This is a genomic window from Pseudoalteromonas rhizosphaerae (genome assembly GCF_902498845.1).
GTDB lineage: Bacteria > Pseudomonadota > Gammaproteobacteria > Enterobacterales > Alteromonadaceae > Pseudoalteromonas > Pseudoalteromonas rhizosphaerae.
On the sequence record NZ_CABVLM010000012.1, the window covers coordinates 102,291 to 121,134 of the forward strand.

Below are 18,844 nucleotides of genomic sequence, written 5' to 3' on the forward strand. Positions count from 1 at the left end.
GTATTTGGCTGGGTTTTTACTTGGGACTTTAAAGGCCACAAAACGGATGACCTCTATAATCAAAAAGGTACCTTCATCTTATTAAATGTGTTGAATTTTTATTTATTTTGGTTACTGGTTTTTAGTTTAAAGACAGCGAAAAAGTATTAATAAATGAATACAAAGAAGATGAGTATAAAAAAGACGCCCATCAAGCGCTTTTTTATTAGCGGGGAGTGCAATGGGCGGTTTACCTCCCGCGATGGGGATTACCGTTTTACTTTAATTCACTGGCTTTAGTATTTGCCGCAGCTCGCACGCAACCCGCAGCCGCTATGGCGCTTTAATGCCAGGCGATTGGCAGGCTTTTACCGTAAAGCTGTAACCGTAAGGTTTGCTGTTATCTGGTGCAATTTCAACAATTTCGTAGTCGTTAATCTCAATCGATTTACTGTCGTCAGATTTTTTGCAACGGGAGTACTGGTCTGCTTCGTAGGTGTAAGCAAACATAGCAATTAACCGTTTGCTGCGTTCAAAGTAACCTTTGGTGTTAAAGAATAATCGTACGGATTGAGTGGTTTCATCTTCTTCCGTCTTAGTTACAGGCGGTGTGGGAGGTGTCTGCGTAATGTTTTCACTTGGCAGTTGCCCATGTATTTTTTGGCTGAGCTCTTCTACAACTTCAACTTCTTGTTGCTCTGTTAGTGCTCGACTTGAGAGCTGCTTGCTGCTGACGAAGTTGCTTACTATGTCATCAATAACGGCACCGGTATCTTTGTCATCAACAAAAGACATTAGATTGATTATTACAATCGTTGATAAAAAAAACCGTATAGAAGCGGTAAGCAAAGGTGAATAGCTTTGGCTAATAAACTTTACCCGCTGTGAACCAAACGGTTTGATGATTAAGAGCGTAAAAATGTAGAACGGCAATATCAATTGTAATAATAGTAATGTTGATAGAGAGATGCCCAACGCCCAGGGTGGTAAATAAAGTAGCGTGGCAAAATTATGGGTGTAATTAAAATGTGTTGCTGAAACATGAGTTACATTATTTACAATGCCACTGGCATTGGCCAGTACAAAGTTGGCGATACTGGCATAGAAAATAAGTATAAGTGCTTTGCCAGCAAGTGAATGCCAGAGCTTATTGAACTTTGGCCAAAACTCAATAGTAAGCGCTACGATAGTGATACTGGCGCATAGCCAACCACTTTGAAAGATAATTAGGCAGATTAACGCCAATAAGTAGAGCTTTTGCGCGGTGTTAAGATTAAACCAAATAGCTTTACCTTGCTCATAAAAGCGCAGTTTATGAGGTTGCAAATTTTGCTGTTGTTGCCTCAGCTGCGATTTGGCAATTTTTATATATCTTAACACCGGCCAACCTTAGTACATAAAGCGAAAACCCTATTTTGATAATAGGGGTTTCAAATAGTGGCCAGTATGTGAACGCTCACATTCGGCTACTTCATCCGGCGTGCCTGCAATGAGGATCTCACCGCCGCCAGCACCACCTTCGGGACCTAGATCAATGATCCAATCGGCTGTTTTTATTACATCAAGATTATGCTCAATAACCACAATCGTATTACCGTGGTCACGCAGGCGATGCAGTACTACTAATAATTGTTCAATATCAGCAAAGTGCAAGCCTGTGGTTGGTTCATCTAAAATGTATAAGGTTTTACCTGTGTCACGTTTAGATAACTCGCGGGCGAGTTTAACCCGTTGCGCTTCACCACCAGAGAGCGTTGTCGCGGCTTGGCCTAAGCGAATATAAGACAAGCCCACATCCATTAAGGTTTTTAGTTTACGCGCAATGGCGGGTATTTTATCAAAATAGTCGTGTGCGTCTTCCACCGTCATTTCTAATACTTGATGGATGTTTTTGCCTTTATACTGCACTTCTAACGTTTCACGGTTATAACGTTGCCCTTTACAGACATCACATGGCACATATACATCAGGTAAAAAGTGCATTTCGACTTTGATCACGCCATCGCCTTGGCAAGCTTCACAGCGGCCACCTTTTACATTAAAGCTAAAGCGACCGACTTTGTAACCACGAGAGCGAGATTCTTGCGTGCCTACAAACAGTTCACGAATGCCAGTAAAAATACCGGTATATGTGGCTGGGTTTGAGCGTGGGGTACGGCCAATCGGGCTTTGGTCAATATCGATAACTTTATCAAAATGCTCAAGGCCGCTAATTGATTTGTACGGTGCGGCTTCGGCGGTGGTTGCTCCGTTTAGTTCGGTATGAGCAAGTTTGAATAAGGTATCGTTGATAAGCGTTGACTTACCAGAACCTGATACGCCAGTAATACAGGTCATTAAACCAAAAGGTATTTTTAAATCGACATTTTTTAAGTTATTACCGCTAGCGCCAAACAGCTCTAACCACTTGTCGTTGATTTTATGACGCTCTTTGGGAACTTCAATTTTGCGTCGGCCAGATAAAAATTGCCCTGTTACTGACTCTTCGCTAGCTAAAATGTCATCGCGAGTACCTTGGGCAATGATATAACCGCCATGCACGCCAGCTCCAGGACCAATATCAATAATATGATCGGCGGCACGTATGGCATCTTCGTCGTGCTCTACCACAATCACGGTATTACCTAAGTCGCGAAGATGGATTAGCGTTTGCAGTAAACGGTCATTATCGCGTTGATGCAAACCAATCGATGGTTCATCAAGTACATACATTACGCCTACTAAGCCTGCGCCAATTTGGCTGGCTAAGCGAATACGTTGAGCTTCACCGCCAGATAAAGTATCGGCACTGCGCTCTAAAGAGAGATAATTTAGGCCAACGTTGATCAAAAACGATAAACGGTCGCGAATTTCTTTTAAGATTTTCTCGGCTATTTGGCCTTTTTGGCCCGTTAAGCTTAGTTGCTCAAAAAAGCTCATCGCTTCACCAATACTCATACTGGTGATAGCGGGTAAGTTAGTCTGACCGATAAATACACTGCGCGCTTCTTGGCGTAGGCGCGACCCTTTACAACTTGGGCAAGCTTGGCTGGTTTGATATTTAGCCAGCTCTTCGCGCACGGAATTTGATTCTGTTTCACGATAGCGGCGGTTCATGTTATTTAACACGCCTTCAAACTCATGGTTACGAGTGATCAGGTCGCCACGGTCGTTGCGGTAGTTAAAAGCAATTTTTGTATCGCCAGAACCTTCTAAAATGATTTTTTTAGCATCTTTAGATAGTTCCTGAAATGGCATTTCTAAATCAAATTTATAGTGCTCAGCAACGGCTTGTAGCATCTGGAAATAGTAAAAACTGCGTTTATCCCAGCCTTTTATGGCACCGCCAGATAAACTAAGCTCTGGGTTTTGAATCACTCGATTTGGGTCGAAATACTGACGAACCCCTAAACCATCACAACTTTGGCATGCGCCTGCCGGATTATTAAATGAGAATAACCGAGGTTCAAGTTCGGTCATGGCGTAGCCACATGTTGGGCAAGCGAAGTTGGCGGAGAGCAGCAGCTCTTCGGCGTTTGCGTCATCCATTGATGCAATAGTTGCTACACCGGCTGACAGCTCTAACGCGGTTTCAAACGATTCGGCTAAACGCTGTTGTAAGCCATCTTTCACTTTAAAACGATCGACCACGACTTCAATTGTGTGTTTTTTATGTAGTTCTAAAGTCGGTGGATCAGAAAGGTCGCATACTTCCCCGTCGATACGGGCGCGAATATAACCTTGGCTGGCTAGTTGCTCTAACAACTTAACGTGCTCACCTTTGCGCTCTTTCACAACAGGGGCTAGCAACATCAGCTTGCTGCCCTCTGGGAACGCCAGCACAGTGTCGACCATTTGGCTAACAGTTTGTGCAGCGAGTGGCAAATCGTGAGTAGGGCAACGCGGTTCACCGACACGGGCAAACATTAAGCGCAGGTAATCATATATTTCGGTAATGGTGCCAACGGTGGAGCGGGGATTATGTGACGTTGATTTTTGTTCAATTGAAATTGCCGGCGACAACCCTTCAATATGATCAACATCCGGTTTTTCCATTAAAGATAAAAATTGTCTGGCATAGGCCGATAAAGATTCTACATACCGACGCTGCCCTTCTGCATATAAGGTATCAAATGCTAAAGACGATTTACCCGAACCAGATAGACCGGTGATAACAATTAATTTATCACGGGGAATGGTTAGGCTGATGTCTTTTAAATTGTGCGTGCGGGCGCCTCGGACTTCAATGTTTTCCATGCTATCTCGTTTCATTACCAAATTGATTTACTGAGTATCTCATAATACGTGCGAAGATTAATCCTTGATCAATGAAAAATCATCGCATTGGGACGATTATTTCTCTGTAAGCTTGTGGTAGAATCCCTGCTCAAATTTTAATAGACAGCAAGAACACGCGAATCATGACAGCTTCTTCACTCAATTCACGAGAAAAACGCGCCGCAGTTTCCTTAGCGAGTGTGTTTGCATTTCGTATGCTTGGCCTATTTATGTTGATGCCAGTATTGGCTATTTATGGGCAAGAATTATCAGGATTTTCACCTATATGGATTGGTTTTGCGATTGGCGCCTATGGTTTAACACAAGCTGTGTTACAAATTCCCATGGGTTGGTTATCGGATAAAATTGGCCGTAAAAAAGTCATTGTTGGCGGTTTAACTGTTTTTGCCATCGGTTCGGTGATTGCTGCCACGGCTGATTCAATGCAAATGGTCACGTTAGGGCGAGCATTACAAGGGATGGGCGCAATTGCCAGCTCGTTATTAGCTTTTGCTTCTGATTTGAGCCGCGATGAGCAACGACCAAAAGTGATGGCCGTGATTGGTATGAGCATAGGCATGAGCTTTGCTATTGCTATGTTACTTGGTCCAATGGTTGCCGCAGCGTGGGGTCTTGCTGGAGTGTTCTGGTTAACTGCTATTTTGGCTGTTGCGGGTATTTTTATTGTGTTGTTTTTGGTCCCCAAAGCGGTTAGCAAAGCCCCCAAAGGCGATACCTTAGCAAGCGTTAGCGATATTAAAAAACTCATTAAGCACCCGCAATTAGCACGTTTAGATTTAGGGGTGATGCTATTACATTTGACCTTGACGACGATTTTTGTCGCCTTACCAGGGCAGTTAATTGCCAAAGGTTTAGCAGCACAAGCGCATTGGCAAGTATATATTCCCGTTTTATTACTGGCATTTTTATTAATGGCGCCAGTGATGATCATTGCGATCCGCAAAGAAAAAGAGAAACAGGCATTTGTTGGCTCTATCGCAGTGCTCGCTCTAAGTATGTTGGCAATGGCAATTGGTGTTGACTCAATCATCGGCATGGCGATGTGTATGCTGGCGTATTTTGTTGCCTTTAACTTTTTAGAAGCGACGATGCCGGCATTAGTATCGCGCTTAGCACCTGCTAGCCAAAAAGGCTCGGCGATGGGAGTGTTTTCGTCAGGACAATTTTTTGGTGCATTTTTAGGTGGTATTTTAGGCGGTTACGTTGCGCAATCAACAACACCGCAAGCAGTGTTTGCCGCAGCCGCAGTTGTTGGGGTAATATGGCTTATCCTTGCGTGGAATATGCAAGTCCCGCCACGCAGTAAAATGATAAGCTTAATGACAGAATTAAGTAACGAGCAGCAAGCGCAAACCCTTGCTTCTCGTTTAGTTGCTTTACCAGGCGTAATTGAAGCAACAGTAGTCTGTGATGAAAATCGCAGTTATTTAAAGATTGATGATAAAGAATTTGACCTAGACCAAGCCCGCAAAGTGGCTGGTTTAATATAACGTTTATAGGAGAAAGGTCCATGGCACGCGGTGTGAACAAAGTAATCTTGGTTGGTAATTTAGGTCAAGATCCAGAAGTACGTTATATGCCTAACGGCAATGGTGTAGCGAATATTACTCTAGCTACGTCAGATAGCTATAAAGACAAAAACACCGGTCAAATGGTTGATAAAACAGAATGGCACCGTGTTGTGTTTTTTGGCAAGTTAGCTGAAATTGTTGGTGAATATTGCCGTAAAGGTTCACAAATTTACGTTGAAGGCAAACTTCAAACCCGTAAATGGACTGACCAACAAGGCCAAGAGAAATTCACCACTGAAATCGTAGTGGATGGTTTCACTGGTCAAATGCAAATGTTAGGTGCCCGTGGTGGCGACCAACAAAGTGGCGGTTACCAAGGTGGCCAACAGCAAAGCCACGGTGGTCAATCTCAAGGTGGTTACGGCCAACAACAGAGCGCACCGCAGCAAAGCGCACCACAACAAGGTGGTGGGTATGCTCAGCAGCAAAGTGCAGCACAGCAAAGCGGCGGGTATGCACCAGCGCCACAACAAGCGCCAGCAGCTCGTCAGCAACCAGCTGCAGCACCACAGCAAAGTAATCAATACCAAGGTGGCGGCGGCTATGCTCCACAAGGTGGTGGACAAGCGCAAGGTGGTTTTGCACCTAAGCCACAAAGTGCTCCGCAAGGCGGCGCATCAAATCCAATGGAACCACCTATCGATTTTGATGACGATATCCCGTTCTAACCAAAGACAAAAATGAAAATGTTTAAAAAATCCTTTGAAGCCACTGTTTAGTGGCTTTTTCAATTTCATAAGTATTTATAATTTATTAGTACTTATGAAATAATGTGGTAATTATTAATGAAAGCCTCTTTAAATATTAAGTTTAAAGGTTTTTTTTGTTATTACGCAAACAAGAATAAGCAGGGGGATTAAACATTTTTTAAATCTCCAGCTTAACCTGAAAATCATTTAATTTAATAATATAACTGATAGTTTAATAATAGTTTGCAGACTAAATTGTGCTTTTAGAATATTAAATCAAAATTTGCCTCATGATGAATCTCAAGGCAATATTAAAGAAAGCGTAAAATTGTGTCTAAAACAAAAGATGAATACCATCGTAGGCATTAAGTAAAGGAATACATTTATTTCTAAGTCATTGACTATTATTGAAGACAATCTAGAACTTGCAGCATTGCTTAAGAGTTTTTTTGAAAAGCATGGCTTTTTGGTTAACACGATATATAGCGGTTCTAGTGGCTTAGAGTATGTGCTGTTACATCAACCTGATTTTGTCCTATTAGATTTGATGCTTCCCGAAGTGGATGGCTTTGAGGTGTGTCGTGCTTTACAGAATAAGTATTTTGGTAAAGTGATTATCTTAACGGCTAGCAATGACGACATCGATGAGATCACCTTACTGGAAATGGGGGCTGATGACTTTATTCAAAAGCCGGTTAATCCTCGAATTATATTGGCTAGATTTCGCAAGTTGCTCAGATTAGCTCAAGGAGTTGCGAGTAAAAGCAAATTGGATCATATACTCAATGTTGGCCCGTTTAAATTTAATTTGCTCACCAGAGTTGTAAGCCAATCCGATATCAAACTTGAGATGTCGGATAGTGAATTTGATCTCTTCTATTTTTTAGCTTCACATGTAGATTCTATAATTAGTCGCGATGATATTTCTCGGCAATTATATGGCAGGGAATTTGATGGATTAGATCGCACAATTGACAATAAAATAATGAAAATACGCAAAGTCATTGGGGATAATATACCTTATCGCCACCTCATTACAGTTAGGGGGAAGGGGTACATTATTGTCAATAGCAAGGAAACCGAATGTTGTTAATACGCTTTGCGGTAAAAAGCTTAATTTTCATTTTGATATTTTTAACGATTAATCCCCTTTTAACTTCACTTGCTACGGATTATTTTTCTACTGAATTGAAGCAAGATGTGGAATTAGACTATAGAGCCTACATTTATGCTTTAGATGCAGCTCGCCCAGCACTGAGCAATGAACAATGGCTTGCTTTGCTAAAGCGAATCTCGGAGCAAAGCAACCTAACTGTTAAAACTATTAGTACCCCAGCTTCAGAACAGACGCAAACTATACTTGTAGAAAATGTTCATGATGGGAATTTGCAAGCTGTTACAGCAAAAATACAGGGGAATGAGTTAATTCAATTTTCAGCATTTAGAGTGAAAGATAATGTCGAGACCATTCTGTTTTTTATTCAATATGGGCTGCCTTTGGGTTTAATATTATTTCTTTTTTTATTGCATACACTTTGGCTGCAATACAGACTTTTTAGATTAGAGCTTGCAAGCAAACTAATTGCAAAGGGCCAATTATCGGGGCGTGCTGATACTGGACTTTTCGCTATTGGACGTGTAAATGAAACTTTCAACCACATGGCAGAGAAGTTGGAGCGCTTGTTTGCTCAGCAAAGGCATATGATAAGAGCAATTTCTCACGAACTAAAAACCCCTATTTTTCGATTGCAACTGAAGCTTGAGCTGTTAGATAAGTCCTCAAATAATGAAAAGCTTATTTACGAGTTATTTGAGGAATGTGACGAACTGGATACTTTAGTCCATGAAATATTAGAATATAGTAAAGTAGAGCAGTTTTCTTCATCTTTGAATTTTACTGAAATTAATTTGAGCAATTCACTTCAAAACTATGCGAAGTCTATAGAAAAGTACTGTAACCATCCTATTATTTTGGATGTCCAACAATCTATATTTGCGCGAGTAGATAACGCTGGTATCAAAAGAGTTATACATAATTTAGTTGTTAACGCGGATAAGTACGCTGTAGAGCAGATTCATGTGTCACTACTTAGGCAAGGTAGACGTTTGCTGTTGACAGTTGAGGATGATGGAATAGGAATTGCCAAGGGCAAACGAGAGTTAGTTTTTCAACCCTTTTATACCGTTGATGAAAGTAGGACAGGTAAGCGCCATGGTGTGGGTCTAGGGCTTGCAATCGTAAAAGAAATTTTGTCTAGCCATGATGCGAATGTAAAAATAAGTAAAAGCCAGTTTGGTGGCGCTTGTTTGACTATTGATTTGTCTAGTTGTTTTGTCGAATAGGCATTACGAAACTCTGACATTAAAGTGACAAACCGAGAGTGCTTTGAATATTAGAATAACTTCTTATTTCAATTTATAGGAAGTTGTAATGATCAAATGTATTGCTAAATTAGTCGTCACCATATTTTGTATCAGCTTACTTGGATGTAACTCTGATAGTGATCAAAGTGACATTATCAAAGAGCAGCGAAATGAGCTTTGGTATTCGGATATTTATGGTGAAATAAAACAGATCAGCGGTGATTCCGTTGTTACTTGGCAGGTAACAGGAGCTTTCTGTTATCCAATAATTACTTTAGACCCCTTGCCACTTTTTGATTCTTTTAGCCAAAAGTATAAAGACCAACTTATTTATGAACGACCGTATGATAGTGGTCCTGCTTCATATAGATCTATACAAAACATTGAAGATGTTTGCACTGACGGCATACTAGATACAATCGCCGGTAACAGCTATGAATTTGATGCCGAAGTTATTTTTCAGTTGTTTTGGCTAGATATGCAAAATCACTACGCCTTTTTTAAGGAGCGTAACATTGATTGGGAGCATATCTATGAAGTGTACGCTCCGAAATTAAATGAAAATGATGAAGAGCAACTCATTAATATAATTAGTGAAATATTAGAAATTTTGAGTGATGGTCATACTCGCTTGTATTATAACTTAGACGAAGAGCCAATAAGCTTTGAAGCTAAGTTAACACTTGCAAAACGACTGGAACAAGAAGCGCATGATTTAGAGTTGAAAGGCGAAGCTGCTGAGAATTATATTATCGAGCAAACTGTACTTGTTAGAGAAAATATTACGCAGTACCTAAATAAAGCAACTCAGCCAGCGTTTATTGCACGTAATACACTGAACTCATTTAGCCCAAACTGGGGGATCATTGATGTTGAAGGTATTCAAGTTGGATATCTGTCACTGCCTCACTTTGTAAATTTTATTGAAACCGATAACCTAGAGCGCCAAGATATCAGCTATGCGAACGAAGCATTTAATAACTTGCTCGATGAGGTTTTTATTGCATTGGATGGTACGCAAAAATTGATAATTGATATTCGTGATAATGAAGGCGGCTATGATATTCAAGCCTTGGAGTTAATCAAAAGGTTTATATCTGGTAATACCTTAGTTTGGGATATTAGTACTTTTTATGCTGGTAGCCTTCATGAACTAATTACTGTTTATGCAGAACCTGATAGCAGACCATACTATCAAAATGATATCTATTTACTGACATCAAATGGTACTTTCAGTGCAGGCGAGAGTTTTGCACTTGCTATGTCAACGCTTCCTAAGGTTACTTTGGTTGGAGAACCCACTGCAGGGGCCACATCAGATACCTTCCCTCGTATGTTACCTAATGGTTGGGCCTATGAACTTAGTAATGAATACTATAAAAATGGTGAGGGGCTAAATGCTGAAGTGCTCGGTGTGCCTGTTGATATTGAGGTTGACCCTTATGATAAATTCGCAAGAGGCGAGAAAAAGGACCTTACGATAGAGAAAATAATTACGCTGCTAACTGAAGACTAAACATAATATGGCACTCGTCTTTATTTGAGGTCTGTCTGTATAGTGGCTTTTATGTTAGATAATCACTTGTATTTATTTAGTAAATCTCGTTTTAAGAGTTTCCGGTTGATGATGAGCCCGTAGCTTATACGTTTAATATAGGGGAGTTAAACGAATATCAATAAAATTGATGGCTTCTGAGTGATTATAATAAACCTTTCGAAGTCATTACCATATTTGCTGTCTTAGATAACTGTTGACTAAATAGATAAAAATTACAAACAAGTGAAACATCATAAGTGTTTTGTTATTTTTAGGAAGCAATTGTGATGCGCTAAAAATTATAAATATTTATTCCGACTTAGGTAGCTAAAAATGCGATGGTTTTATTCATTATAATGTTCGTTAACATTTAAACATCGCTCTCAGCCTTGTGTTTATAAGGATCTTGAACAACACTTTAGCTATTAGTACAAACAGCGTAACAGCCATGGTGACTCAATTTAAAAATGCACAAGTACGGATGCTAAGTATTTATGTAATTGCTTTTATGCTTTTACTAACGGTATTTAATCTTTTTCTAGGGGAAATATTGCATCAAAAAGTACACATCACTGGGAGTCAATTAGCTAAGCAAGTCTATAGCCTCAAACTAAAGCCAATTGCAGATAAAGAGATCATTGCCGCACTTGCTCAAAGTCATGGTTTTATGCTTGAATCAGCCCATGAGTCGATTCACTTTTCTGCTTTTATGACCCAAGATAGTGATATCTTTAAATATAAAACAGTTAGTTTAAAGCTTTATCATTTGCCTTTTTGGGTTGTAGAAAGTCCGCTATTTATTTTATTAAATCTAGTGATGATTGGCGCTGCTATTTGGAGTTATCGCTGGTGGCGTCTGTTGTTTAAACAGCGCGATGGCGTAGATTCAATCGCATTATTAACTGGTGGTAAAGTATCAAGCAGCCAACAAGCGCCTAAAGATGTGGTTAAATTAGCACTAAATGATATTGCTATTAATAGTACAAAAGTACTGACAGCCAAGCGAAAATTAAGTTCCGCAGACGATGTTGCAATTACCGCAATGTACGGTATCCAAAATAATCATAACCACCTTTTTGCTTTACTTTATTGGACACAGCCATTTCCAGATAACGTTGATTTAGAAAGCCACTTTAAACTTATTGTGAGCAAAGGCTTTAAAGAGTTATCTCGGGTATCAGTTAAGTTGTTATCTTCAGGTGGGCTGGCAATTACCTTGGAGAATATACCTCAACCTGATATCGATGCTTACACTAAGCGCTTGCATCAAATTATTTATCAGGCTTCTTTGCTTTATCGCGGTGATTTATCTCGCAAAGAAATTAAAATAGGCGTATGTAATTACCGCGATGGTGCCGATCAAACTGTGGTTTATCAGCTAACTAAATCAGCACTCGCATTAGCAAAACAAAGCCCATGGCAGCATACTCATCGGGTACCGTTTAACCACACGCGTTCAACGGTGCTGGCAAATAGCGATGAGAACTTAGCTGATTACATTGGCAAAAAGAAATTTATGTTGTTTTTTCAGCCGTTATTTGAGTTCGCCAGTGGTGATATTTTACAGCATGAAGCTTTGATCCGGGTTCGTCATAAGTCTTTAGGGATGCTTTCTGCTAAGCAATTTATTCCTCAACTAAAAAATGATTCAGCGATTGTTTTATTGGATAAAACAGTATTGGATCAAGTTGTTAAGTTATTAGAAAGTGAAACAAGTGCGTTAACCGTGAGTATTAACTTACACGCATTTAATTGGTTTTCTGATGATTATTGGCGCTGGTTTGGACAGAGAATGAAAAATGTAAAAGGCGCTGATAAACTACAGTTTGAGATATCGGAGGTGGATTTTTATCAACATCAACAGCGATTGAATTTTGCTTTTAGTACAATTAAATCAGTGGGAAGCTCAGTATCAATTGATAATGTTTCATCGCACGATAAAATCGCTTTATTAGCGCCTTACAAAGGGATCAAAGGACTCAAGCTTAGCTATGATTTAATCCACGACATTGATAAAAATGTAACGCAGCAAAAAGTGGTGCGCCAAATTGTAGCCAGTGCAGAGCGAGTGAACTTACCCGTATACGGTGTTGGTGTTGAGACGCAGCAAGAGCTCAATATGCTTAAAAAACAGGGCGTCATTGGCGCGCAAGGATTTTATTTTACGGAGCCTTTGCAAGAGTTTACTAATGTAATGGTTAATTAATCTATTAACCGGCGGTAACGCAGTCCATCTAAGCCTTGCAGACCGCCGGTATGAATCGCAACGATCCTGCTACCTGCTGGAAAGTAGCCTTGTGCGATTAATTGCCATAATGCGTACATCATTTTTCCTGAATAAATCGGCTCAAGTGGTAATTGATGTTGGGTTTGCATCATTTGGCAAAACTGCCAAAGTTTAGGGCTAAATTTACCATAGCCACCATCATGAAACGCGGTGAGTAATTGCCAGTTTTGTTGCTGCGTTGCAATTGCACTAAGAGATTTGATTTCATCCACTAGATAATCAGCTTGCTTTAATACCGCAACCCCTAAAACCTGAGTAGTCTTATCGCAGCCTTCAATCAGTCCTGCTAGGGTGCCGCCACTACCGGTTGGGCATAAAACATAATTAGCGAGAGGTAATGACTGGGCGAGTTCTCTACAACCTAGCAAGGCGGCTTTATTAGTGCCACCTTCCGGTAATATATATGCATTGGGGAAACGTGCTTGTAACTGAGCTAGGTAATCTGGAGTGTTACGCTCTCGGTATTCTATACGTGTTATAGGGTGAAGCTGCATACCGCATTGCTTAGCAAACTGTAAGGTGGGGTTGTGTTGATCAAGTTCAGGGCCGCGAATAATGCCATGGGTTTTCAAGTTGAATTGCTTTCCTGCGGCAGCACAGGCATGAATATGATTTGAAAAAGCACCGCCAAAAGTAACTAATTCTGTTTTCCCCTGTGTTTTCATTGCAGTTAAGTTATATTTTAATTTCCGCCATTTATTGCCGCTTATTAACGGATGCAGAAGATCGTCACGTTTTATCGATAAAGATATTTTTTGTTCACTCAGCATCGAACAAGTGATTTTTTGCAGTGGAGACTCAGGGATTAAATTCACAGTTGCAACTTAAAATAAATGGGCCATAAGTTTAACAAATTAGCTATGAACAAGAAAAGGGGCTATTTTCATACTATGTGATGGTAATTTACTGGCATGAAGTACGGTAATAGTTGTAAACTCAGATAATTTTTGAACAAAGCTTGTGTTTTGCCTTGCAAGTACATAGCATAAGAGTTTAATTATAAAAAATAAATAATGACCAAATAATTGCCGCTTTTTGGGAATGGAATATATGCGAATTGCTCCTTTATCTCTGTTAATTTCAGCTAGCTTGTTTGCATCAAGTGCATTTGCACAAGATACAGCCACAGTTACTGGAATTGAATCTGAGATCAGTATTAAACAAGCTGAATACGATAACGCTACACAGATACTTGAAAAACATTTAAAAGAAGAAAGTCAGTTACAAAGTCAACTTGATTTATTACGCACTCGTTCGACTGAGCTGGACAAAGAAAAAAATCAAGCACTTGATGCCATGAATGAAATGTATCGTCGTTTAATTGATGATCCCACTATTGATATAAGTGCTGCACAGGCGCGATATCAGCAAGCTGTGGTTGATCATAAGCAAAATAAAGACGATATCGCGATGCAGTTGGCGGCAATTGCATCCCACCGCAAAGACATTGAACAAATTCGCGTAGCAAAACATACCCAGTTAAATACACTCGAAAGCTTAAAAGAACAATTAACAACAGCCCGAGTTGAGCGCTTACGTAATGAGTTTACCCGTGAAGGGACGCTAGAAGTTAATCACACTATCAACTGTAAACGTACAGAAACATTGGCAGCCTGTGAGCAACGAGGCCAGCAAATGGGCTTACAAAAAGCAACCAAGCGTTTTGTAGATCAAATATTTGCTAACTTAACTGAAGAGCGCCTAGTTGAACCAAAGCGTAATATGGCTGGTGCGCAAGTACAGGTTTTAAGTAGCCATGTGGTCAATAGTGCTTTTAGCGGCCAAGGCAATTATAACGTTAACTTAAGCGTCACTATGCGCGGTGATGTGAATAGCAGTCGCTTATGTAATTTATTGAGTGTTGATAATCGCTATTGTTCAGAGTACGGCACGCCGCTAACGGCAACTTATCAAACTCGGTATGACACTACTTTTACTGATAGTCAGTTAACATTCAGTGATGGTCAGGATAATGCCAACGTTTCGGTGTCACGCTTGAGCGAGCAACCGATACGCGATTATTCAGTCAAACCAATGTCAACGGTTGATACACAGGTCGTTGATAGTAATAAAATGATTGAATTCACACTGCGTTCAAACGTATACGATGACGAAGTGTTTATTGATGGCGTAAGTTTTGGTTCAACACGTTTAGCAACGACTTTACCAAGTGGTATTCATGATGTTGAAGTTCGCAAGCAGGGTTATAAACCTTATCGCGTGCGTGTTGATTTACGAAAGCCGCAGACGATTCATGCTAAGTTGGTAAAAAAGCCTGAGTCGATTGCTGCACCGACATACACCAGTGAGCAACGTAATACGACATCAGTAACCAGTACAGCTATAGGCAATGCCGCAGCTGCTGACGTGGTAGTCATTCCCGCAGGTAAGTTTGAAATGGGTGATATCAATGGTAATGGACTTGCAAATGAGCGTCCAGTTGTTGAAAAAACCATTGCAAACTCATTTGCGATGCAAAATAAAGAAGTGACAGTCGGTGCTTATCAAAAGTTTGTCAGCAACACTAATTATAAAACTGAAGCTGAGCGTAATCGTGGCTGCGCCTATTATTTAAATGGCGAACCAGTCTGGGAAGCAAATTTAAACTGGCGTAATCCAGGTTTTGAGCAAGGCAGTGATTTTCCTGCCGTGTGCTTAACCTACAACGATGCGAAAGCATACGCTGATTGGTTGTCTGGTCAAACAGGTCAACAATACCGGTTACCTAATGAGGTTGAGTGGGAGTATGCAGCACGCGCTGGTACTAAAACTGAATACCCGTGGGGTAATGAAATAGGTAAAAATTTAGCCAATTGTGGATGGTGTGGTAGTGAGTCGTCAAATAAAAGTGCATCGCCAACTGGCTCCTTTGCACCTAATGCGTTTGGTCTCTACGACACGGTAGGAAATGTATGGGAATGGACTCATAAGTCAGCTGAACAAGCGGATGTTACTGTCCGAGGTGGTGCGTGGAATTTTGCACCTAGTTTAGCTCGTGCTTCAACTCGTTTGATTTTAGCGCCAGACTTTCGTGCAAACTATATCGGTTTTCGTCTAGTACGCGAACGATAAAATTAATTTAAAAAGGAAGCGTTGCTTCCTTTTTTACCCAATTAACAAAGGTAGCTGCACTTTTTATTGCCGAACTGATTCAGCATGGTAAAGTTGCATAAGCTAATATAAGAACGTTTTTCAAAGGTCATCCAGCCTCATGTTTAAAAAGCTCCGTGGTATTTTTTCAAACGATCTATCGATCGACTTGGGTACAGCCAACACCCTCATTTATGTTAAAGACGAAGGCATTGTCCTTAATGAACCATCTGTAGTTGCGATCCGCCAAGAACGCGCTGGTGGTCCTAAAAGTGTTGCCTCAGTAGGGACTGAAGCAAAGCAAATGCTTGGTCGAACGCCTGGTAATATCAAAGCCATTCGACCAATGAAAGACGGTGTAATTGCTGATTTTTATGTAACTGAAAAGATGTTGCAACACTTTATCAAGCAAGTGCATAACAATAACTTTTTACGTCCAAGTCCGCGTGTGCTTATTTGCGTACCGTGCGGTGCTACGCAAGTAGAAAAACGCGCAATTCGTGAATCGGCTATGGGCGCAGGTGCGCGTGAAGTTTATTTAATTGAAGAGCCAATGGCTGCGGCAATCGGTGCAGGTTTACCGGTATCAGAAGCAACAGGTTCAATGGTTGTTGATATCGGTGGTGGTACCACTGAAGTTGCAATTATTTCACTAAACGGCGTGGTGTACTCATCATCTGTACGTATTGGTGGGGATAAGTTTGATGAAGCAATTATCAACTATGTACGTCGTAATTTTGGTAGTTTAATTGGTGAAGCAACGGCTGAAAACATTAAACATCAAATTGGTTCAGCGTTTAAAACAGATGAGCCAATTGAGATTGAAGTACGTGGCCGTAACCTTGCTGAAGGTGTTCCGCGTTCATTTACGCTTAATTCACATGAAATATTAGAAGCCTTACAAGAGCCATTAATGGGGATTGTTAGTGCGGTAATGGTTGCCCTTGAGCAATCGCCACCAGAGCTGGCGTCAGATATATCAGCCAAAGGAATGGTATTAACAGGTGGTGGTGCATTGCTTAAAGATTTAGACCGTTTATTAATGGAAGAGACCGGCATTCCTGTTGTGGTTGCTGATGATCCATTAACGTGCGTTGCGCGTGGCGGCGGTAAGGCACTTGAGATGATTGATATGCATGGTGGTGATGTATTTAGTTACGACTAATGAAGTTAATGTTCGGGCGTGCCATTTCTTTGCAGCTGCGACTTTTTGTCGCAGTGCTTTTGAGTATCGTGTTGATCGTAGGCGATCGTTATACGCAAGGTGGCACCACAATACGCACTAGTTTAAACACCTTAGTTAGTCCGTTATTGTATTTAGCCAATTTACCTTATGAAGTATTTAGCCTCGGGGCTAAAAGCTTACACACGCGCGATCAATTATTAACAGAAAACGAAGCCCTCAAGAAAAAACAATTACTGCAAAGCGAACAGCTTCAGCAATATCAATTCTTAAGCAAAGAAAATCAAAAGCTACGCGCGTTACTTGGTTCTTCTGCTAAGCAGTCAAATCGTAAAATTATTGCTCAAGTTCTCTCTGTTCATTCAAATCCTTATAGTCATCAAGTGGTGATCAATCGTGGCACGATAGATGGCATTAGTGAAGGCCAAGCGGTGATTGATGAAATGGGGGTCGTCGGACAACTTACTAAAGTAGGCTCAACGACGTCACGGGTGTTACTGATGACCGATACAACCCATGCCACACCGGTACGTATTTTACGTAATGATGTGCGTACCGTGGTTGAAGGGATTGGTAAAATTAATTTAGTTAAACTTTCCCATGTACCCCATAGTTTAGATGTACGGATTGGCGATGTGTTAGTGACATCAGGACTTGGAGGCACTTTTCCTGAGGGCTACCCGGTTGCGGTGGTAACTGAAATTAATCGCGATGAGGGCCGCCCGTTTGCTCAAGTATACGCCGAGCCGATAGCTCAGTTAGATCGTATTCGCTTATTAGTGATCTTATGGCGTAATCAGCAGGAAACTATCAGCAATGAATAGTCGTTACTTTTTATTGATCGCCGTGAGCATCTTCCTTGCGTTGATCATGGCTTTGATGCCATTGCCTTTTTCGTTTGAGCCTTTTCGCCCTGACTGGGTGCTATTAGTATTAATGTACTGGTCGTTAGCTGTTCCACATCGATTAAATATTGGTACGGCTTGGGTAGTTGGCTTGCTGATTGATTTAGCCACAGGGTCACCGCTGGGAATTAATTCACTCACTTACTCAATTTGTATTTTTGTAACCGCAAGTAACTTTCAAAAAATTCGTAATTTTTCAATTTGGCAGCAAGCGATACTCGTGGGCTTATTTTTAACCCTATATCACTTAATGCAATTTTGGCTTAATCACTTTTTAATGGACGTTTATTTCAACCCGCAGTATTTATGGCCGGTCGTGACTGGCATGTTAAGTTGGCCTTGGATTTTCTTATTGCTACGTAAATATCGCCGTCATTTCAGGATCAGATAATGCAAACCGCCATTTATCTAGCGTCAGCTTCTCCCCGGCGCAAAGAATTGCTCACTCAACTTGGTATCGAATTTTCACAATTTAGTGTCGATGCTGATGAAAGCCAGCTAGCAGACGAAACTCCCCTTGAACTTGTTGAGCGTTTAGCGCGTCTAAAAGCTCAAACCGGTGTTGCTATGGGGTACACAGATCGCCCCGTACTCGGCAGTGATACCGTGGTGGTCATAGATAATCAGTCACTTGGTAAACCCCGCGATAAAGCTGACTTTATGGCAACCCTAAAACGTTTATCTGGGCGCAGTCATCAAGTGTTAACGGCAATTGCATTTGCCACTGAACACAAGGTCATGAGTTGTGTAGTAACCACGCAAGTGAGTTTTAAAACACTCTCAGAACAAGAATTAGCAGCATATTGGCAAACTGGTGAACCACAAGACAAAGCCGGTGGCTATGGCATACAAGGACTCGGTGGGCGCTTTGTTACTAATATTTCCGGTAGCTATTTTGCGGTAGTAGGCTTACCTTTATATGAATGCGAAAAATTATTAAGCGAATTCCTAAGTAGGTAAC

At 40.8% G+C, this 18,844-nt stretch carries 14 protein-coding genes; 11 read left to right on the forward strand and 3 right to left on the reverse strand.

Annotation, left to right across the window (positions count from 1 at the left end; genetic code table 11):
* Nucleotides 1-312: 312 nt before the first annotated feature.
* Together PSR9079_RS17625 and uvrA are read right to left on the reverse strand one after the other, a co-directional pair.
* On the reverse strand, nt 313-1,359 hold the full coding sequence (locus tag PSR9079_RS17625) for a hypothetical protein (RefSeq protein ID WP_149982640.1): 1,047 nt from the start codon (nt 1,357-1,359) through the stop codon (nt 313-315).
* Nucleotides 1,360-1,389: 30 nt separating this feature from the next.
* On the reverse strand, nt 1,390-4,215 hold the full coding sequence (gene uvrA / locus PSR9079_RS17630) for an excinuclease ABC subunit UvrA (protein ID WP_149982641.1): 2,826 nt from the start codon (nt 4,213-4,215) through the stop codon (nt 1,390-1,392).
* Nucleotides 4,216-4,379: 164 nt separating this feature from the next.
* Between uvrA and PSR9079_RS17635 the strand changes: the two genes are divergently transcribed.
* The 6 genes from PSR9079_RS17635 to PSR9079_RS17660 all read left to right on the forward strand — a co-directional run bounded on the left by PSR9079_RS17635 (nt 4,380) and on the right by PSR9079_RS17660 (nt 12,624).
* Nucleotides 4,380-5,747, forward strand: coding sequence for an MFS transporter (locus PSR9079_RS17635; protein ID WP_145238569.1), 1,368 nt, complete (start codon nt 4,380-4,382; stop codon nt 5,745-5,747).
* 20 nt (nt 5,748-5,767) lie between these two features.
* Entirely contained in the window at nt 5,768-6,496 is a 729-nt protein-coding gene (gene ssb / locus PSR9079_RS17640) for a single-stranded DNA-binding protein (protein ID WP_149982642.1), read from the forward strand.
* A 418-nt stretch (nt 6,497-6,914) separates the two neighbouring features.
* A complete protein-coding gene (locus PSR9079_RS17645; protein WP_149982643.1) occupies nt 6,915-7,610 on the forward strand; it encodes a response regulator transcription factor in 696 nt (231 codons plus the stop codon).
* Nucleotides 7,601-8,860, forward strand: coding sequence for an ATP-binding protein (locus PSR9079_RS17650; protein ID WP_149982644.1), 1,260 nt, complete (start codon nt 7,601-7,603; stop codon nt 8,858-8,860). The genes PSR9079_RS17645 and PSR9079_RS17650 overlap by 10 nt, the downstream gene beginning before the upstream one ends.
* An 88-nt stretch (nt 8,861-8,948) precedes the next feature.
* A complete protein-coding gene (locus PSR9079_RS17655) occupies nt 8,949-10,397 on the forward strand; it encodes a S41 family peptidase (RefSeq protein ID WP_149982645.1) in 1,449 nt (482 codons plus the stop codon).
* 427 nt (nt 10,398-10,824) lie between these two features.
* The gene (locus PSR9079_RS17660) at nt 10,825-12,624 is read left to right on the forward strand and encodes an EAL domain-containing protein (RefSeq protein WP_149982646.1); all 1,800 of its coding nucleotides are present in this window, start codon (nt 10,825-10,827) and stop codon (nt 12,622-12,624) included.
* Here the strand turns inward: PSR9079_RS17660 and PSR9079_RS17665 are convergent.
* The gene (locus PSR9079_RS17665; protein WP_149982685.1) at nt 12,621-13,475 is read right to left on the reverse strand and encodes a 1-aminocyclopropane-1-carboxylate deaminase/D-cysteine desulfhydrase; all 855 of its coding nucleotides are present in this window, start codon (nt 13,473-13,475) and stop codon (nt 12,621-12,623) included. The genes PSR9079_RS17660 and PSR9079_RS17665 overlap by 4 nt on opposite strands.
* Nucleotides 13,476-13,755: 280 nt before the next feature.
* On the opposite strand from PSR9079_RS17665, the gene PSR9079_RS17675 reads away from it, so the two are divergent.
* The 5 genes from PSR9079_RS17675 (at nt 13,756) to PSR9079_RS17695 (ending at nt 18,843) form a co-directional block, all read left to right on the forward strand.
* On the forward strand, nt 13,756-15,777 hold the full coding sequence (locus tag PSR9079_RS17675) for an SUMF1/EgtB/PvdO family nonheme iron enzyme (RefSeq protein WP_149982648.1): 2,022 nt from the start codon (nt 13,756-13,758) through the stop codon (nt 15,775-15,777).
* A 139-nt stretch (nt 15,778-15,916) separates the two neighbouring features.
* On the forward strand, nt 15,917-16,960 hold the full coding sequence (locus PSR9079_RS17680; protein ID WP_145238587.1) for a rod shape-determining protein: 1,044 nt from the start codon (nt 15,917-15,919) through the stop codon (nt 16,958-16,960).
* Nucleotides 16,960-17,802, forward strand: a complete 843-nt coding sequence (gene mreC / locus PSR9079_RS17685) for a rod shape-determining protein MreC (RefSeq protein WP_179959213.1) — start codon at nt 16,960-16,962, stop codon at nt 17,800-17,802. The genes PSR9079_RS17680 and mreC overlap by 1 nt, the downstream gene beginning before the upstream one ends.
* Nucleotides 17,795-18,274 carry a rod shape-determining protein MreD gene (gene mreD, locus PSR9079_RS17690; RefSeq protein ID WP_149982649.1) on the forward strand — a complete coding sequence of 160 codons (480 nt, stop codon included), beginning with the start codon at nt 17,795-17,797 and terminating at the stop codon, nt 18,272-18,274. The genes mreC and mreD overlap by 8 nt, the downstream gene beginning before the upstream one ends.
* The gene (locus tag PSR9079_RS17695; protein WP_149982650.1) at nt 18,274-18,843 is read left to right on the forward strand and encodes a Maf family protein; all 570 of its coding nucleotides are present in this window, start codon (nt 18,274-18,276) and stop codon (nt 18,841-18,843) included. The genes mreD and PSR9079_RS17695 overlap by 1 nt, the downstream gene beginning before the upstream one ends.
* The last annotated feature ends 1 nt before the right edge of the window (nt 18,844 follow it).